Below are 19356 nucleotides of genomic sequence, written 5' to 3' on the forward strand. Positions count from 1 at the left end.
GACATGGGGGAAGGGCTGCCTGCGCGAGGGCGGGCGATGCGCGAGGTCGTCCTGTCGCTGCCGTTCACCGGGCTGTGGCTGGCCAGGAACAGCCCGGCGCGGCGGGTTCCGAGCCACGGCACCGACTTGATGGGCTCGCGGTATGCCATCGACTTCGTCGGGGTGGACGAGCGCGGCCGCAGCGCGGGCCACCGCGACTGGCGTACCGTGCTCGCCACCGAACCGGCCGACCGCTACTTCGGCTTCGGCCGCCCGATCCTGGCGCCCGCCGACGGCATCGTCGTCGCGGCCCGCGACGGCGAACCCGATCACGCCGGGCGGCGCTCGCAGCTGGCCCTGGTGCCGTACGTGCTGGGCCAGGCGGGACGGCTGCGGCAGGGGGTGCGGGCGATCGCCGGCAACCATGTGGTCATCGAGCTGCGGGGAAGCGGGGTGTTCGTGGCGCTCGTCCACCTGCGTGCCGGCTCCCTGCGCGTCGCCGTGGGCACGCCGGTGACGGCGGGTGACCGGCTCGCCGACTGCGGCAACTCCGGCAACTCGACCCAGCCGCACGTGCACCTGCAGGTCATGGACAGCGCCGAGCTGTCCGTCGCCCGTGGCGTGCCGATGGCGTTCCGGCACTTCCGCGAACGGCCCCGCGGTGCGGACCGGTTCCTGATCAGGCAGAGTGGCGTGCCGGGCGAGGGTGCGATCGTCGCACCGCTGCCCGCCGCCGACGTGAATCACTGACGCGGGACGGGCAAGAAGTCAGTATCATCGATGTGATGACGGGCAACCTGACACTCGACGTGTCCATCCTGGTCGCCGCGCAACTGCTCATCCTGCTGATCCCCTGGCTGGCCCCGCACGTGGTCCACGTCGGCCACATCGACCCCGCGCGGTACGGCGAGCAGGCCGCCACCGTGCTGCGGGCCAGGATCTTCTTGGCCTTCCCGGCCACGGTGGCGTTGTGCTGGTTCGGTGCCACGTGGTGGCTCGACACCCGCCACGACGTCGTCATCGTGCTGTACGTCGCCTTGATCTGCCGGCTGGCCGTCGGGGCGGCCCGCGTGGCGCGCGCGATGAGGACGGGCCTGTCCTCGATCTTCACCGTGATGGTCGGGCCGCTGGCCGCGTGGGGCGCGGCGCTGTGGGTGGCCGAGCGCGTGGCCTTCGCTGATCCTCCGGTCCTGGCGTGGCTGTTCGGCGGCCTGCTGGCCGTGCTCGCGCCGCCCGCGCTGGTGCTCGTGGCAGGCTGGTTCGCGAGCCAGGGGCCGAGGGATCCGTAGGGGTCCGTCCAGCACCTATGAAACCGGGGGCCGGAGGTCTGCGGTTCTCGGTTCTTCCGGCAGCCGAGACACCGCAGACCTCCGTCGTTGCGCCCTGCCGGGGCGGGTAAGCCGGTCGGCTAACCCGCCCGACCCGCCCGCAGCGCGTCAAGGTCGGCCGGGGTGGCGCGGAGCGCGTTGCCCGGCAGCGACCGGTAGCCCCCGGCACCGTCCAGATCGAACCTGGCCTGCTGCGGGTTCAGCAGTGACGCGGCCGAGTCGGGGTAGGTCTGGAGGAACAGCAGCACCCGGCTCTTCTCGGTGAGCGGCGTGGCGCCCTCTTCGACGTACCGGACGCCGTTGCGGGTGCCGCCCATCTCCTTGACCTCGATCTGCTGACCGGCCGAGGCCTTGCCTTTCAGAACCCGGCTGACCAGCACGGTGCGCACCGTGTAGACCAGGCCGGCCTCCTCCTCGGTGAGGCCGTCGAGCGACCCTCCCGGATCGGCCTGGGGATCGGTGCCGTCCCCGGCGACCGGCATGATCACGATCACCCGGCCGCCTGGCTGCACGGTGCCCTCGATGACGAGGTCGGCCGTCGACCATAGTTGCTTGACCGACGCGTATCCCGGGTAGGAACCGCTGATGGTGACCGTCTCGGGCTCCGACGACACCGGCTGCGACGAACACGCCGCGGCACCGAGCAGAACCGACACGACAGCCACGACGAGTGCGGGCTTGAGGCGTCTCATCATCATGACCCGCTTTCTATCCGTAGTAGTTGTTGACGTCGTTGATGTCGTACTGCTGCGGCACGTAGTAGAGGGAGTGGTCGAGGCCGTACGTCATGATCGACCTTTGGGACGTCACGGGATTGTCGACCAGGCTCAGCGAATGGCCGAGTTCGTGGACGAGAACCTGCGTCACGAACCTGTCGAAGTAGTACGTCGTCTTGGAGAGGTTGAGCGAGTTGAGCTTGATGTCGAAGTACCTGCCCGGCTTCGAGCCGTGTGGCGTGTACAGGCCGAACCAGGTCACGCCGGGATACTGCGCGGCCACGATGCTGTTGGGGGCCGACGACGACTTGGTGATCCAGACGGGCGTCGGCGTCACGTTCCAGGAGCTGAGAGCCCGGTCCATGGGTCCCTGCCACTGGCTGTTGTAGTCGTACGGCTTCACCGCGAAGGACGGCAACGCCATCCCGCGGTCATACGTGGTGGCCTGCGCGGGCTGAGGCGAGGACAACGTCGCGACCACGGCGACCGTCATGGCCAGTGTCGCGCCGACGCGAAGACGTGTTCGTCTCCATGAGACAGCATTCATTGCATCAATCCCCGATTTGGTGGACGCACCTGTGCGGTGCGCGTCAGTTGACGTCCGGCGGGCCGCTGCCGGGACGCGCGGTCCCGGCAGCGGCACCGTCTCACTGCCAGGTGATGTCGCTGGCGTTGTAGAAGCAGTTCACGCCGTCCGCGCCGCTGCCGACGTGGGTGGGCTCGCTACCCTTCGGGACCCCGTGGAACTTGTCGCAGATCACGGTTTCGTGGTCGGGGTCGTTGAGGACGGTGATCCGGGTGAACCGGGCTGTGTCGCCCCAGTTGATGTTGATACCCGCGATGACGTCGCCGCTCTTGACCCGCACGTTATCGATCACCACGTGCCGCTGGTACGACGAGCTGCAGTTGCCGCAGGCCCGGTAGAGCTTGCCGAAGTTCTCCGCGTAGAACCCGCTGATGTGCAGCGTGCCGGGTCCGTTGTGCTGGAAGATCTTGTCCGACGCCGCGCGGGCGCCGCCGCCGATCACGTAGTAGTTCGTGCCGCCGAGGAACGTCGCGGCGTCCTCGCCCACGTCCTCCCACCAGACGTTCTCGATGGTGCAGTTGCCCAGGCAGTGGATGCCGTCACCGGCCGGCGCGCCCAGGATCACGTTCTTGATGGTGGCGCCGGGCGCCAGCTCGAACACGGGGTCCTGGCTCTCGCCCTGGCCGCCGTCACCGATGCAGCAGTAGCGCTTCATACCGCCGTCGAAGACGCCGCTGACCGCAATGGTGCCGTTGTCGACCGGCGCGCTGCCGCTCGGCGTGGGCCAGCCGGTGGGCGCCGGGCTCACGGTCGGCGACGGGGAGGCCGGGGCCGACGGTGACGCCGACGGCCGCGGGCTCGTCGTCGCCGACGGGGCCGGAGTGGTGGGGGTCGTCGTGCCACCGGTGGTGACCGTGATGTCGTCGAAGTTGCCGCTGCTGTACGAGGTCTGCAGCCCGATCCGGCCGTTGGCGATCGCGGTGCTGGTGGCCGATGCGATCACGGTGCCGTCGACGAGGCCGCGGATGGTGCTGCCGTTGGCCTCGATGCCGAGGGTGTACCAGGTGCCGGTGGCGACGGTGCGGGTGACGCTGCCCAGCACGGTGACCGAGCTGCCGTTGACCGCCTGCAGCTGCACGGAGTTGCCCGGTCGCAGGGACAGCCGGTAGTAGACGGTCGCGCCGGTCGAGCGGGCCAGCAGGGAGACGTGGCCGTTGCTGCCGAAACTCAGCGGCTTCACCCGGGCGGTGACCGTGTACGCGGTCCAGCTGGTGGAGCCGGCGAACTCACGGGCGTTGTCGGTGCCGGTGTTGCCCTGCTGCAGGGCCTTGGTGCCGTCGGTCACGACCGTCCAGGTGCCGCCGGACTTGGACCAGCCGTCGGCGGTGCCGTCCTCGAAGTTGTCGCTGAAGACGGTGGCGGCGAAGGCGTTCTGGCTGAGTGCCATCGCGCCGGTGGTGAGGGCGAGGACTAGCCCCGCGATGAGGGACCACGTTCGTGGTCGGGAACGGGGGAGCGGGCGAGATGCCACGGGTGCCTCCGGGTCGGGGGACCGTGCCGTTGGGCGACGGCACGGGACGTGCGCGGTCCGATGGCGACAGTGCTGATCAGGCACTGGTGGACCGGTGTTTCCGGCTTTGGAAAGCGCTTCCCGAGTGCTGACCGTAGACCCGTTGCGATCCGCCGTCAACAGGCGGACTTCCATATGGCGATCCGAGCCCGGTGAGGGTGCGGCCGCCGGCCCCGGCGGAACGGCTACGGCGGGCGGCGGGACCGGCGGTCGCCCGGCACTGTGCGGCTCGCGGGCCCCGTGAAGGCTGGACCGGCATCCTGGCCGGCGCGGCAGACGGCTCCGTGCTGAGCCTGGTGTTCAACGACGCCACCTACTCCGACTGGCACGGCGCCGTCGGCTGGTCGGAAATGTGCCCCACCCCGCAGAGTTGACGCCCGGGCGCGAAGGCGGCCTGCCCCGGCCCACGCGGTCGGCCGGTTACGGTGGGCGCGTGACCCACCAAGATCTCAAGCCGCTGTTCGCCGCGGCCGCCGCGAACCTCGTCTACAACGCGCCGCTGAGCGAGGAGCGGGTGGCCGGCCTCGTCCGGCGGCTGGCCCCGGCGGACTCCGGTCGACGTGCGCTGGACCTGGGCTGCGGCAGTGGAGAGCTGCTCCGGCGGCTGTGCCGCGCGCATGGCATCGGTGGCGACGGGGTCGAATGTGACCCCGCGATCGCCGAACGCGCCCGCGCGGCATCGCTCGGCCTCGACCGGGTCACCTTCCACACCGCTGACGCGACCACCTGGACGCGGCCCGCCGGCATCGTCGTCAACGTCGGCGGAAGTCACATCTGGGAGGGGACCGCCCCTGCGCTCGCCGCGCTGCACCGGCTCACCACGCCAGGCGGGCGGCTGCTGTTCGGCGAGGGCTTCTACCGGACCGAGCCCACCGAACAGGTTCGCGAGGCGTTCGGCGACCTGCCCGATCTGGCCGGGCTCGCCCGCCTGGCGGTGGCCGCCGGTTTCCGGCCGATGCACGTCGCGGAGTCGACGCTCGCCGAGTGGGACGACTTCGAGTCCGACTGGCGGGCCGGGATCGAGCACGTCGGCACGCCGCAGGCCCGCGCCTTCGCCGACCAGCGCCGCGAGGAGTACCTCGGCGGCTACCGCGGCGTGCTCGGCTTCGCCTGGCTGATCCTGATGCCTGTCTGAACTCGTCGCTGCCGCTCAAGCACCGCGGTGCTCTGCGGCACCGAGGTCAGGGCGCCGGGTCGGCAGGTCGGCGGCCTGACCGGTCGGGACCGGGCGGCCCGGTCCGTTCGCGCAGGTAGGCGTCCAGTTCGGCGGCGCCCGACAGCATCGCGCGGGCGCGTCCGGCGAGCCGGTCGTGCCAGTCCTCCAGCATCGCCTTCAGCGGTGCGACGCCGCCGGCCGTCCGCACCTGGTCCAGCAGGGGTGCGATCTGCTCCAGCAGGTAGCCGCCACGCCGGAGCTGGTGCGCCAGCCGGGCGTCGCGCACGTCGGCTGGGGAGTAGACCCGGTAGCCGGTCGCCGGATCTCGCCGCGGGCGGACCACCCCGGCCCGCTCCCACTTGCGCAGCGTCGCCGGTTTGACGCCGAGCTGGCGGGCGAGCGGCCCGACGAAGGCGCCCGCGGCTCGGGACACCGCGGGCTCGGCGCCGGCCAGGTCGCGTAGTCCCTGCTCGACCGCGGTGAGGGTGCGCCGGTCGTCGCGTAGTTGCAGGTGGCTGTCGTCGATGATGGCGAGCGCGTCCTCGACGGCATCCTCGTTGACCGCCCGCATGATCGCGGTCGCGGTCTGGTGGCCGTGTCCCGGTGCCAGGGCCGCGAACGCGCGCAGCGCCAGGACATGCAGCCCGGTGTAGACGCGGTAGCCGGACGGGGTGCGGTCCGCGGGCGGGAGGATGCCCGCCTCCTCGTAGTTGCGGATCGCCTGGGTGGACAGCCCCTGCCCCCGGGCCAGGTCGACGGGCCGTAGCCGCGGTTCGCTCATGAGGTGACCATCGTTTGAGGGTTTGAGGTCGAAACTGGCAAAAGATCGAGAGAAAGTTTACATCGTTGGTTCAACGATACGGTTGAAGGTGTCGACTCGTCGAGAGGATCACACCTGATGACCATCCATTCCGCCCTGGCCGACGCCGGTTGGGCGTTCACCGACGACGCCGGGCCCGCCGTGACGCGACTGCTCGACGCGCTGCCGTCCCGGCCGCGGCTGCTTGGCCTCGGCGAACCCATCCACGGTGAGGAGCTGTTCCTCCAGGTGCGCAACCGGCTGCTGCGCCATCTCGTGGAACATGAGGGCTACCGGTCGATCGCGCTGGAGAGCGACTGCCTGGCCGGGCTGGCCGTGGACGCGTACGTCGCGGGCGGCCCGGGCACGCTCGACGACGTCATGGCGCACGGCGTCAGCCACGGCTGGGGCGCGTTCGGGGGCAACCGGGACCTGGTCGCCTGGATGCGGGAGTACAACCAGGGCCGCCCGGACGGCGACCGGCTGCGCTTCTACGGCTTCGACGCCCCGACAGAGATGATGTACGCCGCCAGCCCGCGCCACGCCCTGACCGAGGTACGCGACCACGTGACGGTCTGGGGCGATCCCGGACAGCTCCCGGACGACGCGGCCCTGATCGAGGAGCTCGCCGGTGGCGACGACCGGTGGACCGACGAGGCGGCGGCGATGGACCCGTCGCGGTCGGTCGGCTCGTCGCCGGAGGCGGTGCGGCTCCGGCTGCTCGCCGACGACCTGCGGGCGCTGCTCTTGGCACAGGCGCCGCGACTGCTCGCCGCCGCGCCGGAGGAGGACCGGTGGCGGGCCCGGCTGCACGCGCGTGCGGCTGCCGGCCTGCTGCGCTACCACGCGGTCATGGCGGCCGCCTCGCCGTCGCGGTATGCCCAGCTCATGATCACGCGCGACACGATGATGGCCGAGAACCTGCTGGCGATCGAGGCGCGGGAGGCCGACCGGGGCCCGACGCTGGTGTTCGCGCACAACGGGCATCTGCAGCGCGAGGAGGGCCACTGGCAGGCCGACTACCTCAACCAGGCGCTGACCTGGTGGACCGCCGGGGCGATCGCCGCCGCCGACCTCGGCGAGCGCTATGCCTTCGTGGCCACGGCGGTCGGCGCGATGCACCATCGCGGCCTCGGGGCACCGGCGGCCGACACCTTCGAGGGTGTCCTGTCGAGGCTTCCGGACGACCGCTACCTGCTCGACGGCCGCCGCCTGGCCGCCGCGCTGCACGCCGCCGGGGTGGAACCCGTGCGGCGCGCGGACAACACGGACGACCACGGCTACTTCCCGCGGGACCCCGTCCACGTCGCCGACAGCGACGGCATCCTGTTCCTGCGGGACGTGCCCGCCGACAAGGGCTGAGCCTGCTGGAGATGCCCGCCGACCAGGGCAGAGACCGGTGCGGGAGGAGCCGTGCTCCCGCACCGGTGACCGCTCACCGCCAGTCGACGGGCGACGCCTCCGGCCGCTGCGGGGTGCGGCGCAGCGCGAACCCGAGTGCCGGCGCGGTGAACGCGCAGGTCACCGCGAGCCCGGCCCACCACGGCAGCGGGAAGTATCCGGCGTACGGCGCGTAATGCATGGTGACCTGGGGGTATGCCGTCAGCGTCTGCAGCACCGCGAATCCGGCGGCGGGGGTGAGCCGCAGCAGCCAGTCCGCGACGGCGTCGGGCAGCAGCGGCACGACCACCAGCAGGTACGGCAGCACGAGCCCGGCCAGCAGCACGGTCACCGCGAGCCAGGCCCGGCGCAGCAGCGCGCCGAGCGCCAGGGCGAGCACGGCGACGAGCGCGAGCAGCACCGCTGTCCCGACCATGACGCGCAGTTCGGTCAGCGGGCTCGCCGAGACGACCGTGCTGCCGCCGTCGCGCAGCAGTTTCGTGCCGAGCGGCACGGACACCGCCACGGCGGCGAGCCCGGTCGCGAACACGGCTCCGCCGAGCACCAGCGCCCGGGCCGCCAGCTGCCGCCCGCCGGGCGCGGCACCGGCGGACGGGCGCGACGTCGCGTACCGGGCCGCCGTCACGACCAGGATGATCATCGCCACGAACAGGCCGACGAGGGTGTCCTTGGAGGTGCGGCCGCCCTCGGTGCCGATCGGGCCGATGTCGCCGGAGCCGGTCACGGTGAGCGTGCCGCCCTGCTCGACCAGCCCGGGCGCGCGGTGGAACTTCTCCCAGTCGGTGTGGCCGAGCTCGCCGACGGTGTCGGCCCGCCACGGGCCGGCCGCCACCCCGCCGGCCGTGGTGACGTTGTCGAAGGAGCCGACGGCCTGGGTGAAGCGCACCTGACCGATGCTGCCGCCGAGGCCGACGGGGGCCAGCGTCAGGTCGCCCGGCGAGGTGGCGAACAGGCCGATCTGTACCGTGTCCGGCAGCCCCGCCAGCCGGGCGGTGCCGACCGGCGTCCAGGACGTGCCGTCGGCCGACTCCTCGCCGGTGATGGTGTCGCCCGCGCGGGTCAGCCGCAGCCAGCGCGGCGCCTGCGGGGACACGCCGCCGGGCCGCCCGGCCGTGTCGTGGGTGTAGTCGTGCTGCATGCGTACACCGTGCGTGCCGGTCATCAGCACCGCGGCGTAGGAGGAGCCCTGCCCGAGTCCGTCCTTGATGATGATCCCGGTCTTCGCCCACGGCACCACGCCGGCGACGATCTCGTCGTGGTCCGGCGGCGGGTAGGTGATGGTCCCGGTCATCGAGGTCAGCCGGGCGGTGAGGCTGCCGTCGCCGGTCAGCGGCCGGTGCGCGAAGAAGAAGAGGTCGGAGACGGGCCGGCCGTCCGGGTCCAGCGGGTCGGTGGGGCAGGGCACCTCCACCGGGCCCTGGCTGCAGGAGCTGTGGGTGCTCAGCGCGGGCAGCACGGCGAGCGCGATGACGGCCAGCGCCGCCACGGCCAGGGCGGCCATCCGGCCGCGAACGGACCGGAACCCGGACCATTCGGCCCGGACCAGCGCCGGCAGGCGGGGAGTGGTGCTTTCGTCGGGGGTACTCATGGCCGATGTTCTACGGAGCACGCCGTAACACGGGCCGAACCGGCGCTGTCATGCCGCTGTTAGGCCGGTCGCGGCATCCTGGAGACCGGCGACATGACGGGGGAGGCGCTGATGAGCGGGCGGCGATGGACGGGCAGGACGGTGCGGCTGCGGTTCACGCTGCTCTACGCGGCGGTGTTCCTGCTGTCCGGGTGCGCGCTGCTGGTGCTCACCAACGTGCTGGCGTCGGTCAGCGACACCCAGCCCGCTCCCGGCCAGTTCTCACCCGCGCAGCAGGCGGACCCCGCCGTGGCGCAGCGGCACATCCGGGAGCTGCAGACCCGGCTTGACGAACTCCAGACCATGCAGTCCCGGCGGCTGCTCGTCGGCTCGGTGGTCGCACTGGTGGTGATGGGGTTGGTGTCGCTGCTGCTGGGCAGGCTGATCTCGGGCCGGGTGCTGCGGCCCCTGCGCACGATCACGGCCGCGACCCGGCGCATCTCCGCCGAGAACCTGCACGAGCGCCTGGCCGTGGCCGGGCCGCAGGACGAGGTCAAGGACCTCGCGGACACCGTGGACGGGCTGCTGGCCCGGCTGGAGGCGTCGTTCGCGGCGCAGCGCCGGTTCGTCGCCAACGCGTCGCACGAGCTGCGTACGCCGCTGGCCACCATGCGGGCCTCGCTCGACGTCGCACTCGCCAAGCCCGAGCCGGTGCCCGCGCAGACCGCCGCGCTCGCCGGGCGGGTACGCGTCGAGCTCGACCGGGTGGACCGCCTGCTCGACGGGCTGCTGATGCTGGCGCGCGCGCAGCACGGCGCACTCGCCGACCAGGCCCCGGTGGCGCTCGCCGACCTCGCTGCCCAGGCGCTGGCCGCCCGTGCCGCAGACATGCGGGCCAGGCAGCTGACCGCCGACACCGCCGGCGTCGTGTCCGAGGCCTGGACCGAGGGCAACGGCACGCTGTTGGCCCGGATGGCGCAGAACCTCGTCGACAACGCGGTGTTGCACAACGAGGACGGCGGCTGGCTGCGGGTCGCGGCCACCGCCGCCGACGGCACGGTCGAGCTGGTCGTGGAGTCCGGCGGGCCGATGCTGGCGCAGGCGCAGGTCGACCGGCTCGCCTCGCCGTTCCAGCGCCTGGGCGCGGAGCGCGTCGGTTCCGACGACGGCTCCGGCCTCGGACTGTCGATCGTCGCGGCGGTCGCCGAGGCGCACGGCGGCCGGCTGGAACTGTGGGCCAGCCCGACCGGCGGCCTGCGCGCCGCGGTGTCGCTGCCGCGGGCGAGTCCGGAGGTTCGGCGTACGGGGCCGGTCGGTTCGCCGCGGCAGGAGGTGACGGCGTGAGGCTGATCGGGGCGCCGGAGCGGGCGGGGCGGGAGGCCGCGGCATGAGGGTGCTCGTGGTCGAGGACGCCCGCGCGCTCGCCGAGGTGGTGGCCGAAGGACTGCGGGATCAGGGCATGGCCGTCGACGTCGCGCACGACGGCGTGGCCGCCGCGGTGAAACTCGACGTCAACGCGTACGAGGTGGTGGTCCTCGATCGTGATCTGCCCGGCATCCACGGCGACACGCTGTGCCAGATGATCACCGAGCGGGACGACCGGCCCATGGTGCTGATGCTGACCGCCGCGGTCGCGCCCGGTGACCGGGTCAGTGGCCTCACCCTGGGCGCGGACGACTACCTCGGCAAGCCGTTCCACTTCCCGGAGCTGGTGCTGCGGGTGCGCGCGCTGGCCCGCAGGCGGCCCGCGGCACGGGGTCGGACGCTGCGCGCGGCGGGCGTCGAACTCGATCCGGTGCGCCGCACCGCCACCCGCGACGGTCGGCCGCTGGACCTGTCGGTGAAGGAGTTCGCCCTGCTGGAAGCGCTGCTGTCGGCGAGCCCGGCGTTCCTGAGCACGGAGGATCTGCTGGAGCGGGTCTGGGACGAGCACGCCGACCCGTTCACCAACACGGTCACCGTGACCGTCGGGCGGCTGCGCCGCAAGCTCGGCAGCCCGCCGGTCATCACGACCACGCCCGGGGTGGGCTACCGCATCGCCGATCCCGCGACCTGAACCGACCTTCCCGGTGTTCGCCGCGGCCTGAGCCCGGCCGGGCTGCCATCGCCTGCCGCGTTCGGCCGCACTGCCGAAGGCCCGTCACAGCCGCAGCTCGCGGCCCGGCCAGCGGGAGCGCAGCCAGCGGTCGTGGCTCGCGACCACGATCGCGCCCGGACCGCTGCCCAAGGCCTGCTCCAGCTCGTCGGCCAGGCGCGGCGACAGGTGGTTGGTCGGCTCGTCGAGCAGCAGCAGCTCCGGCGGGTCGGCCACCAGCAGCGCCAGGGCCAGCCGGCGGCGCTGGCCGACCGACAGGTCGCCGACCCGGGCGCCCTGGTCGCGTGGGGCGAGCAGGCCGAGGTCGCCGAGCGGCACGGCCTCGGCGCGCGCGTGGCCCAGCGCCAGTTCGTACGTCTCGCGGGCGGTGCGGTCGGGCCGGTCGAACACGGTGTCCTGGGCCAGCAGGCCCACGGTCAGCCCGCGCCGCCGCCGCACCTCGCCCGCGCCGGACAGCCGACCGGCGAGCACCGCGAGCAGCGTCGACTTGCCCGCGCCGTTGGCCCCGGTGACCAGCAACCGGTCCGCCGACGACAGGTCGAGCCGGTCGAGGGCCAGCCGGCCGGGCACGCGTACGTCGCGCAGCGACAGCAGGGTGCCGTCGGCCGACGTGCTCGCGAGCCGCGCGGCGCGGAACCGCAGCGGCTCCGGCGGGCGGCGCACCTGCTCGCGTTCCAGCTCGTCGAGGCGGCGCGACGCGTTGCGCACCCGCCGCGAGATCTGGTTCTGCACCCGGCCGGTGGTGTGGCCGTAGCCCATCTTCTCGCTGTCGCGCTTGGCGCGGCCGGGCGCGACCTGGTGCGCGGTGACCGAGGCGGCCTGGCGCAGGTCGTCGAGCTCCTCCTGCTCCTGTTCGAAGCGGCGCTGCCAGCGGGCCCGCTCGGCCTGCTTCTCGGCCTGGTATGCGGTGTAGTTGCCGCCGTAGCGGGCCGGGCCGTCGACGGCCGGGTCGAGGTCGACCAGGTCGGTGCAGACGGCGTCGAGGAACGCCCGGTCGTGGCTGGCCACCACGACGACCCCGGGCAGCCCGCGCAGCTGCTCCTCCAGGAACGCCGCGGCGGCGTCGTCGAGGTGGTTGGTGGGCTCGTCGAGCAGCAGCGCCGACGGGCGCCGGGCCAGCAGCGCGGCCAGCGCGAGCCGCCCGCGCTGCCCGCCGGACAGCGAGCCGAGCGGGCGCTCGTGCGCGATGCCGCCGAGGCCGAGCCCGGCCAGCACGATCTCCGCGCGCCGGTCGGCGTCCCAGGCCTCGTGCTCCTGGGCGCGGTCCAGCCGCTCGCCGTACGCGGCGAGCAGGTCCGGGTAGCCGGGGGACTCCGGTGCGGTTTCGGCGAGTTCCGCGGTGAGCCGGTCGAGCTCGGCGAGGTCCGTACGGGCCTCGCGCAGCGCGTCGTCGATCACGTCGGCGACCGTCGCGGCGGCGTCGAACGGCATCTCCTGGTGCAGGAAGCCGAGGTCGCCGGGGCGCACGACGGTGCCCGAGTCGGGCTCGTCGGCCCCGGCCAGCAGCCGCAGCAGGGTGGACTTGCCGGCGCCGTTCTCGCCGATCAGCCCGATCCGGTGACCGGGGGACGCGGTGAGGCTGACGCCGTCGAGCACCCGGCGGGTGCCGAGGGTGCGGACGAGATCATGGGCAAGCAGGGCGGAATAGGACATGGAACACCACCGACAAGATCGACTCTTCCGCCCGCCGGGCAGTGCCTCGGTCGCGGGCGCGGGAAGGTGTCAGTGGCTCACATCGCCGTCGACGGTACGTCGGCCGCCGGTGATCGGCAAACGAATTTCGGGCGCGGCGTGTCGGTGCATCTCCGCAGGTAGCGGCCTATCCCGCCATCGGGCGAGTCATGATCTCGGCAACTGCCCTAGACTGCGCTGCCATGGACGCTCAGCTCGCCGATCCCCTTCTCGGCACGCTTGTCGACGGTCGCCTGCGCATCCGCGGATGCGTGGCCCGTGGGGGCATGACGACGGTCTACGCCGCGGTGGACGAGCGCCTGGGCCGCACCGTCGCGCTCAAGATGATCCACCCGCCGCAGCCGCGCCGGGGCCAGGCCGCGCCCTTCCGGGCGGACCGGTTCACCGAGGAGGCGACGGGGCTGGCCCGGCTGACGCATCCGAACGTGGCCGCGTTCTACGGCCAGGGCATGCACGGCGGTGTGCCGTTCCTGGTGACCGAGTTCGTGCGCGGCCGCACGCTGCGCGACATCCTCGACGAGCGCCGCCGGCTCAGCCCGGCCGAGGCGCTGGCGGTGACCGAGCAGGTCCTGGCCGCGCTGGCGGCGGCACACCGCACCGGGCTGGTGCACCGCGCGGTCAAGCCGGAGAACATCATGGTGGCCGAGGCGCCCGGCGGCGGCCGCGACCTGACCGAGGCGGTGGTCAAGGTGACCGACCTCGGCCTCGCCGACGCCGTCGAGGCCGGTGGGGCGGAGCCGTCGATCAGCGCCGCGTACGTCGCGCCGGAGTTCGTGTCCGACGGCCGCGTCGACCCGCGCGGCGACGTGTACAGCACCGGGATCATGCTGTTCGAGCTGCTCACCGGCCGGGCGCCGTATCAGGGTGAGCGCCCGGTCGAGGTGGCCTGGCAGCACGTCCAGCAGGACGTGCCCGCGCCGTCGCAAGTGGTCGGCGGGCTGCCGCCGATGCTCGACGACCTGGTCGCCTCGGCCACCCGCCGGGCCCCGGGTGCGCGGTTCATGGACGCCGGCGCGATGCTGGCCGCGGTGCAGTCGGCCCGCCACGGTGTCGCCGACGCCACCACGCGGATGCGCCAGGTGGCGCAGGAGACCATGATGGTCAGCCAGGTCCAGCCCACCGACCGCCCCGCCTGGGCCCGGCTGCACGACGCGCCGGCCGAGCCGCGCACGCGCACCGCGACGGTGTCGGCCTCCCCGGTGGCGGGCCTGCTGGAGCAGGCGAAGCAGCAGTACACGCGGCTGATGGGCGATCCGCGTGGGCGGATGGCGCTGACCGCGGGCGCGGTCGTGCTGGCGCTGCTGGTGCTGACCGGCGGCTACTACGTCGCCTTCGGCCGGTACGACACCACGCCGCAGCTGCTGAACCTCCCCCGGGAGCAGGCCGAGGCCACGCTGCGGGGCGCGGGACTGCAGTTCGTCTACGCCAAGCCGCTGTTCCGCGAGGACGTGCCCAAGGACGTGGTGCTTGCGCAGGATCCGGCCGCCGGCGAGGACGTGGTGAGCGGCGGCACGGTGACGCTGACCCTGTCCGCCGGCGCCGAGCGCTACGTGGTGCCCGACGTGTCCGGCAAGCCGTGGGACCAGGCCGTCGCCGACCTGCAGGCCGATCCGCTGAAGCTGAACCCGGTGAAGGCCCCGGAGAAGTACAGCGACCTGGTCCCGAAGGGTTCGGTGCTGGAGACCGTGCCCAAGGCGGGTGACGAGGTCGAGGTCGGCACCGAGATCCAGGTGATCCTCAGCAAGGGCCGTGCCCCCGTGACCGTGCCCTCGGTGGAGGGCAAGCCGCTGGGCGAGGCGAGGTCGATCCTGGAGGGCCTGGGCCTGCGGGTCGAGGTCGAGCAGGTCGACTCGGACAAACCCTTCGACACCGTGGTCAAGCAGGACCCCGTGCTGGGCACCGGCGTGGAGCGCAACACCGTCGTGAAGCTGCAGGTCAGCAAGAACGCCGACGGCACGGTCATGCCGGAGGTGGGCAACTGGGGCTGCGCCGACGCGGAGAACCACCTCACCGCGATGGGCCTGCGCGTCGACGTGCGCGGGGTCCGCGGCGACAAGAACCAGTACCGGGTGGAGCGGCAGTTCCCGAACGCGGGCAGCAAGCTCCAGCCGGGGCAGCGCGTTGTGCTCAGGTGCGAGCAGCGGCGCTGAGCGTCAGGCGGGCGCGGCGCAGGCCGTGCCGCGGTCGGCACGAGTGAGCGCCCCGACGGGACCGGTCCCGATGGGGCGCTCACCGGCTCAGGCCTTGCGGCGGCGTACCAGCCAGACGGCTCCGGCCAGCAGGGCAGCGGCCAGGCCGACGAACACCGCCGACTCGACCAGCTGCATGGTCAGGAAGCTGCTGCCGGGGTGGTACTCCGCGTAGTGGCGCAGTCCGTGCTCGGCCAGGTAGCGCTCGATCGGGGTGCCCGCGCCGTAGACGGCCTCGTGACCGCCGTACACCTCGCGCACGATCGCGCGCTCCTCGCGGGTGCTGAGCCGGTGACCGGTGGCGTCGATCCAGCCGTCGGCGACGACCCACTCGGTGTCGGGCCGCCAGCCGGTGTCCGCGGTGACACCCGGCTCGGTGATCCGCACCAGCGGGGTCAGCAGGTACGGCCGTACCGCCTCCTCCATCGGCAGCCGCACCGCCAGGTAGACGGCCAGCGTCGCGCCCATCGCGGCGATCGTGCGCCGCAGCAGCGCCCCGGCGAACACCCCGGCGGCGAAGGCGAACAGCGTGACCGCGACCAGGCTGGGGGAGGCGATCACGAACGCGGTGGTGCGCATCCGGCCGCCGATCGCGTCCAGCGGCGCACGCCACCAGGTGAACAGTGCCGAGCAGGCCATGGCAAGGGCGGCGACGCCCGCGCCGACCGCAACCAGCCGCGTCACCAGCCAGCGGGTGCGGGTGACGCTCTGGGTGAACGCCAGCCGCCAGGTGCCCTGCTCGAACTCGCGGGCCAGCAGGGGAGCGCCGATGAAGACACCGGCGAGCACGGGCAGCACGGACGCCCAGATGAACCGGTTGCCCCACTCGGTGTGCCGGTCCAGGAACTGCGAGACCAGCTGTCCGCAGCCCGCGCCGTCCGGGTTCGCGACGCACGCCGCGATGCCGTCGGCGGTGTACTCGGCGTGCATGGCCGTGCCCGTGATCAGCAGCGGGACCGCGACGCAGGCCAGCAGCAGCACGGCGACCAGCAGTTCGGCGCGGTGCTGGCGCCAGGTGACCCACCACATGCTCAGGCCTGCCTTTCGTCCGCGGACCGGTCGGTGACGATGCTGAGGCGGCGGCCCGGTTCGGGCGGCGGCGTGGTCGGCGGCGGTTCGGGTGACGGAGGTTCGGCGTCCGGGCGGGCCAGGTATGCCAGCACGACGTCCTCCAACCCGACCGGGTTGACCTCCCAGCGCGGATGCGCGGGCATGCCGACCGGCTGGCGCACCAGCAGGTGGCTGTGCCGGGTGCCATGGGTCGCCACGATCAGCCCGTCGATCCCGGCGGTGTCGTCGGTGCGCGGGCCGGTGAGCATCCGGTGCCCGGCGAGCAGGTCCTCGATGTCGCCGGACAGCCGCACCCGGCCCTGGTGCAGCAGCACCAGGTGGTCGCAGACCCGTTCCAGCTCGGTGACCACGTGCGAGGAGAGCAGCACCGTCAGGTCGGTCTCGGCGACCGCCTCGACCAGGGTCTTCATGAACCCGCGGCGGGCCAGCGGGTCGAGGCTGGCCACCGGCTCGTCGAGCACCAGCAGGCGGGGCTGCTTGGCCAGGGCCAGGGTCAGCGCGACCTGGGCCTGCTGGCCACCGGAGAGCCGGTCGGCGCGGTGTCCGGTGGGGATGCCGAGCTCGCGCAGCCTGCGTTCGGCGCCCTGCTGGTCGAACCGGGGGTTCATGGCCCGGCCGTAGCGCAGCATGTCGGCGACGCTGAAACCCCGGTAGAGCGGGTGGTCCTGGGCGACGAAGCCGACCTCGGCCAGCCCGGCGGGGGAGTCCATGCGCAGCGGGCGGCCGAACATCGACACCGTGCCCTCGGTGGGCTTGAGCAGGCCGATGGCCAGTTGCAGCAGCGTGGTCTTGCCCGCGCCGTTCGCCCCGACCAGGCCGATGACGTGTCCCTGCGGCAGGTCGAGGGTGCAGTCGCGCAGCGCCCAGGCGCGCCGGCCGTAGCGTTTGCCGAGCCCGCTGAAGTGCAGCGCTGATGCGCCGGTCATGCCGCCTCCGCCCGGGCCGTGGTCTGCTCGTCGTCCAGCACCGTGGTGACCAGGGCGCGGATCTGCTCGGGGGCGAGGCCCGCCTCGTGCGCGGCCCGCACCCAGGCGCGCAGCCGGGCCGACAGCCTGGCGTGCACGGCGGGCGGCACCTGGTCGGCGCCGGCGATCACGAAGGTGCCCTGCCCGGCGCGGGGCGCGGCGAGCCCGGCGCGTTCGAGTTCGCGGTATGCCTTGGCGACGGTGTTCGGGTTGACGACCAGCGCCGCGGCGACCTCGCGTACGGTCGGCAGCTGCTCGCCGTCGACGAGATAGCCGAGCAGCAGCCCGCGGCGCACCTGCTCGACCAGTTGCAGGTACGTCGGCACCCCCGATCGGGAGTCAAGACGGAAGGCGAACACGGCACCACCTCGCACGACACGGTTACTAATGTACTAGTGCGATAGTACACAGGGGATCTTGGAGCGCAAGAGGCGGCGGGACGGTGCTGCCGTTCTCGGGTCGAGACCGGTACGCTCCCCGCGCAGTCGTGCGCACAACTGACGCCCCGGCGTTCACAACGCGCGCGAACGAGCATCGCGCAAGCGTCTGGTGAGCGAAGGGGAGCGAGATGACGCAGCTCGACACCGACCTGGCCCTGCTGGCCGACACCGTGCTGCAGCCGGGCTTCGTCGGCACCGCCGCGCCGGACTGGGTGCGCCGCCGCCTCGGTCGCGGCCTGGGCGGTGTCGCGCTCTACTCCCGCAACATCGCCGACCGGGCGCAGGTCGCCGCGCTCACCGCGCAGCTGCGCGCGGAGAACCCCGACGTGGTCATCGCGGTCGACGAGGAGGCCGGGGACGTCACCCGGCTGGACGCGGGCACGGGCAGCGACCGGCCCGGCAACCTGGCCCTCGGCGCGGTCGACGACGCCGCGCTGACCGAGGCGGTGGCCCGCGACATCGGCGCCGACCTGGCCGCGGTAGGCGTCACGCTCAACTACGCGCCGACCGTCGACGTCAACTCCCGGCCGGAGAACGTGGTCATCGGGGTGCGGTCCTTCGGTGCGGACCCGGCGCTGGTGGCCCGGCACAGCGCGGCCTGGGTGCGCGGCCTGCAGTCGGCCGGCGTCGCGGCGTGCGCCAAGCATTTCCCCGGCCACGGCGACACGGTCGAGGACTCCCACTACGACGCCGCCCGCGTCGGCTCGTCGCGCGCGGAGCTGGCGGCGGTCGCGCTGCCGCCGTTCGCCGCGGCGATCCGGGCCGGGGTGCGCGCGGTGATGACCGGGCACCTGGTCGTGTCGGCGTACGACGCCGAGCTGCCCGCCACGCTCAGCCCCGCCCTGCTGACCGGACTGCTGCGCGAGGAGCTGGGCTTCGACGGGCTGATCGTCACCGACGGCATCGAGATGGCGGCGGTGGCGAAGCAGTGGGGCGTCGGCGGGGCGGCGGTGCGGGCGCTGGCCGCGGGCGCGGACGCGATCTGCGTCGGCGGCGAGTACAAGAACGAGGGCATCGTCGGGCTGCTGCGCAACTCGATCGTCACCGCGGTGCGCGAGGGCGTGCTGGCCGAGCAGCGGCTCGCCGACGCCGCGGCGCGGGTGCGGGAGCTGGCGGCGTGGCAGCGGGTGGCGTCGGCGGCGACCGTGCCGCGTACGCCCGAGGTGGGGTTGCGGGCGGCCCGGCGCGCCGTCCGGGTGACCGGACCGGGCCTGCCATTGGCCGCGCCGCCGCACGTGGTGGAGCTGGACACCCCGACCGGCATCGCCGTGGACCAGGCCATGCCGTGGGGGGTGGCCGGACCGCTCGGCGCTCGGTGGGCGGCGACGACCGCCGAGCGGGTGACCGCCGACGCCGCACCGTCGTGGCTGGACGCGGCGCTGACTGCCGCCACCGGCCGCCCGCTGGTCGTGGTGGGCCGCGACGTGCGGCAACACCCGTGGGCGGTGTCCGCGCGCGCCGCCCTGCTGGCCGCGCGACCTGACGCCGTCGTCGTGGAACTGGGCATGCCGGAACCCACTCCGGTCGGCGCGACCTATCTGGTCACCCACGGCGGCACCCGCGCATGCGCGGCAGCCGCCGCCGAGGTCCTCACCGGACAGCACTGAGGCCACCGCGCCGGCCACCGCCGCCCGGGTCCGGACGCACCTTCCTTTTCCATAGACTTTGGCCTATCTGATCGAGTTTTTGAAGATCGAACTCGATCAGATAGGCCAACGTCTATGATGGGTGGCGGCTGGCGGCCACGGTGACGTCGCGCGCGACTGGGACGAATCGACTCGTTCGATCGCCACGACCGCAGAACGGCATGCTCTCGGTTGTGTCGACCGGGTTGCAGGCCGGGGGTGGTAATTGGTTGAGGG

18 protein-coding genes are annotated in these 19356 nt (G+C 73.1%); 9 read left to right on the forward strand and 9 right to left on the reverse strand.

The window, feature by feature from the left end; genetic code table 11:
* Positions 1–3 precede the first annotated feature (3 nt).
* Positions 4–729: a M23 family metallopeptidase gene (locus HAV39_RS09540; RefSeq protein ID WP_191838800.1), complete on the forward strand. Its 726-nt coding sequence runs from the start codon at positions 4–6 to the stop codon at positions 727–729.
* A 35-nt stretch (positions 730–764) separates the two neighbouring features.
* Positions 765–1268 (forward strand): hypothetical protein, encoded by a 504-nt coding sequence (locus tag HAV39_RS09545; protein WP_191838801.1) that lies wholly within the window; start codon positions 765–767, stop codon positions 1266–1268.
* Positions 1269–1387: 119 nt separating this feature from the next.
* Here HAV39_RS09545 and HAV39_RS09550 read toward each other — a convergent pair whose 3' ends face one another.
* The 3 genes from HAV39_RS09550 to HAV39_RS09560 form a co-directional block, all read right to left on the reverse strand.
* Positions 1388–2005: a hypothetical protein gene (locus HAV39_RS09550; protein WP_191838802.1), complete on the reverse strand. Its 618-nt coding sequence runs from the start codon at positions 2003–2005 to the stop codon at positions 1388–1390.
* A gap of 10 nt (positions 2006–2015) precedes the next feature.
* Positions 2016–2447: a zinc metalloprotease gene (locus HAV39_RS09555; protein ID WP_191838803.1), complete on the reverse strand. Its 432-nt coding sequence runs from the start codon at positions 2445–2447 to the stop codon at positions 2016–2018.
* 223 nt (positions 2448–2670) lie between these two features.
* Positions 2671–3996, reverse strand: a complete 1326-nt coding sequence (locus HAV39_RS09560) for a pectate lyase (protein WP_191838804.1) — start codon at positions 3994–3996, stop codon at positions 2671–2673.
* Between the two features lie 275 nt (positions 3997–4271).
* On the opposite strand from HAV39_RS09560, the gene HAV39_RS09565 reads away from it, so the two are divergent.
* Both HAV39_RS09565 and HAV39_RS09570 read left to right on the forward strand, forming a co-directional pair.
* Entirely contained in the window at positions 4272–4493 is a 222-nt protein-coding gene (locus tag HAV39_RS09565; RefSeq protein ID WP_191838805.1) for a hypothetical protein, read from the forward strand.
* 59 nt (positions 4494–4552) lie between these two features.
* On the forward strand, positions 4553–5254 hold the full coding sequence (locus HAV39_RS09570; protein WP_191838806.1) for a class I SAM-dependent methyltransferase: 702 nt from the start codon (positions 4553–4555) through the stop codon (positions 5252–5254).
* Positions 5255–5300: 46 nt separating this feature from the next.
* Here the strand turns inward: HAV39_RS09570 and HAV39_RS09575 are convergent, their stop codons facing one another.
* The gene (locus HAV39_RS09575; protein WP_191838807.1) at positions 5301–6056 is read right to left on the reverse strand and encodes a TioE family transcriptional regulator; all 756 of its coding nucleotides are present in this window, start codon (positions 6054–6056) and stop codon (positions 5301–5303) included.
* Between the two features lie 117 nt (positions 6057–6173).
* Here HAV39_RS09575 and HAV39_RS09580 point away from each other — a divergent pair, with 117 nt between their 5' ends.
* On the forward strand, positions 6174–7436 hold the full coding sequence (locus tag HAV39_RS09580) for an erythromycin esterase family protein (protein WP_191838808.1): 1263 nt from the start codon (positions 6174–6176) through the stop codon (positions 7434–7436).
* Positions 7437–7509: 73 nt separating this feature from the next.
* On the opposite strand, the gene HAV39_RS09585 is transcribed toward HAV39_RS09580, so the two are convergent.
* Positions 7510–9063, reverse strand: coding sequence for a DUF1349 domain-containing protein (locus HAV39_RS09585; protein ID WP_191838809.1), 1554 nt, complete (start codon positions 9061–9063; stop codon positions 7510–7512).
* A 111-nt stretch (positions 9064–9174) separates the two neighbouring features.
* Between HAV39_RS09585 and HAV39_RS09590 the strand changes: the two genes are divergently transcribed.
* Positions 9175–10386 (forward strand): sensor histidine kinase, encoded by a 1212-nt coding sequence (locus HAV39_RS09590; protein ID WP_191838810.1) that lies wholly within the window; start codon positions 9175–9177, stop codon positions 10384–10386.
* Positions 10387–10429: 43 nt separating this feature from the next.
* Complete coding sequence (locus tag HAV39_RS09595; RefSeq protein WP_191838811.1) at positions 10430–11098, forward strand: response regulator transcription factor; 669 nt, start codon at positions 10430–10432, stop codon at positions 11096–11098.
* A gap of 84 nt (positions 11099–11182) precedes the next feature.
* On the opposite strand, the gene HAV39_RS09600 is transcribed toward HAV39_RS09595, so the two are convergent.
* Positions 11183–12790: an ABC-F family ATP-binding cassette domain-containing protein gene (locus HAV39_RS09600; RefSeq protein WP_191838812.1), complete on the reverse strand. Its 1608-nt coding sequence runs from the start codon at positions 12788–12790 to the stop codon at positions 11183–11185.
* Positions 12791–13011: 221 nt separating this feature from the next.
* On the opposite strand from HAV39_RS09600, the gene HAV39_RS09605 reads away from it, so the two are divergent.
* Positions 13012–14979 carry a PASTA domain-containing protein gene (locus HAV39_RS09605; protein WP_239120712.1) on the forward strand — a complete coding sequence of 656 codons (1968 nt, stop codon included), beginning with the start codon at positions 13012–13014 and terminating at the stop codon, positions 14977–14979.
* A gap of 87 nt (positions 14980–15066) precedes the next feature.
* On the opposite strand, the gene HAV39_RS09610 is transcribed toward HAV39_RS09605, so the two are convergent.
* Genes HAV39_RS09610 through HAV39_RS09620 form a run of 3 tightly spaced genes read right to left on the reverse strand, consistent with a single transcriptional unit; the run spans position 15067 to position 17413 of the window.
* Positions 15067–16047 (reverse strand): ABC transporter permease subunit, encoded by a 981-nt coding sequence (locus tag HAV39_RS09610; protein ID WP_191838813.1) that lies wholly within the window; start codon positions 16045–16047, stop codon positions 15067–15069.
* 2 nt (positions 16048–16049) lie between these two features.
* Positions 16050–17015: an ABC transporter ATP-binding protein gene (locus tag HAV39_RS09615; RefSeq protein WP_191838814.1), complete on the reverse strand. Its 966-nt coding sequence runs from the start codon at positions 17013–17015 to the stop codon at positions 16050–16052.
* Complete coding sequence (locus tag HAV39_RS09620; RefSeq protein ID WP_191838815.1) at positions 17012–17413, reverse strand: GntR family transcriptional regulator; 402 nt, start codon at positions 17411–17413, stop codon at positions 17012–17014. Before HAV39_RS09620 ends, HAV39_RS09615 begins: the two co-directional genes overlap by 4 nt.
* A 209-nt stretch (positions 17414–17622) precedes the next feature.
* On the opposite strand from HAV39_RS09620, the gene HAV39_RS09625 reads away from it, so the two are divergent.
* On the forward strand, positions 17623–19101 hold the full coding sequence (locus HAV39_RS09625) for a glycoside hydrolase family 3 protein (protein WP_191838816.1): 1479 nt from the start codon (positions 17623–17625) through the stop codon (positions 19099–19101).
* The last annotated feature ends 255 nt before the right edge of the window (positions 19102–19356 follow it).

It is taken from the genome of Catellatospora chokoriensis (assembly GCF_011297315.1).
Lineage (GTDB): Bacteria > Actinomycetota > Actinomycetes > Mycobacteriales > Micromonosporaceae > Catellatospora > Catellatospora citrea.

What these genes read in the sequence shown, in the direction of transcription:
- HAV39_RS09540 (WP_191838800.1), top strand. Translation starts at nt 4, where the DNA reads ATGGGGGAAGGGCTGCCTGCGCGAGGGCGGGCGATGCGCGAGGTCGTC.
- HAV39_RS09545 (WP_191838801.1), top strand. Translation starts at nt 765, where the DNA reads ATGACGGGCAACCTGACACTCGACGTGTCCATCCTGGTCGCCGCGCAA.
- HAV39_RS09550 (WP_191838802.1), bottom strand. Translation starts at nt 2,005, where the DNA reads ATGATGATGAGACGCCTCAAGCCCGCACTCGTCGTGGCTGTCGTGTCG.
- HAV39_RS09555 (WP_191838803.1), bottom strand. Translation starts at nt 2,447, where the DNA reads ATGGCGTTGCCGTCCTTCGCGGTGAAGCCGTACGACTACAACAGCCAG.
- HAV39_RS09560 (WP_191838804.1), bottom strand. Translation starts at nt 3,996, where the DNA reads ATGGCACTCAGCCAGAACGCCTTCGCCGCCACCGTCTTCAGCGACAAC.
- HAV39_RS09575 (WP_191838807.1), bottom strand. Translation starts at nt 6,056, where the DNA reads ATGAGCGAACCGCGGCTACGGCCCGTCGACCTGGCCCGGGGGCAGGGG.
- HAV39_RS09580 (WP_191838808.1), top strand. Translation starts at nt 6,174, where the DNA reads ATGACCATCCATTCCGCCCTGGCCGACGCCGGTTGGGCGTTCACCGAC.
- HAV39_RS09585 (WP_191838809.1), bottom strand. Translation starts at nt 9,063, where the DNA reads ATGAGTACCCCCGACGAAAGCACCACTCCCCGCCTGCCGGCGCTGGTC.
- HAV39_RS09590 (WP_191838810.1), top strand. Translation starts at nt 9,175, where the DNA reads ATGAGCGGGCGGCGATGGACGGGCAGGACGGTGCGGCTGCGGTTCACG.
- HAV39_RS09595 (WP_191838811.1), top strand. Translation starts at nt 10,430, where the DNA reads ATGAGGGTGCTCGTGGTCGAGGACGCCCGCGCGCTCGCCGAGGTGGTG.
- HAV39_RS09600 (WP_191838812.1), bottom strand. Translation starts at nt 12,790, where the DNA reads ATGTCCTATTCCGCCCTGCTTGCCCATGATCTCGTCCGCACCCTCGGC.
- HAV39_RS09605 (WP_239120712.1), top strand. Translation starts at nt 13,012, where the DNA reads ATGGACGCTCAGCTCGCCGATCCCCTTCTCGGCACGCTTGTCGACGGT.
- HAV39_RS09610 (WP_191838813.1), bottom strand. Translation starts at nt 16,047, where the DNA reads ATGTGGTGGGTCACCTGGCGCCAGCACCGCGCCGAACTGCTGGTCGCC.
- HAV39_RS09615 (WP_191838814.1), bottom strand. Translation starts at nt 17,015, where the DNA reads ATGACCGGCGCATCAGCGCTGCACTTCAGCGGGCTCGGCAAACGCTAC.
- HAV39_RS09625 (WP_191838816.1), top strand. Translation starts at nt 17,623, where the DNA reads ATGACGCAGCTCGACACCGACCTGGCCCTGCTGGCCGACACCGTGCTG.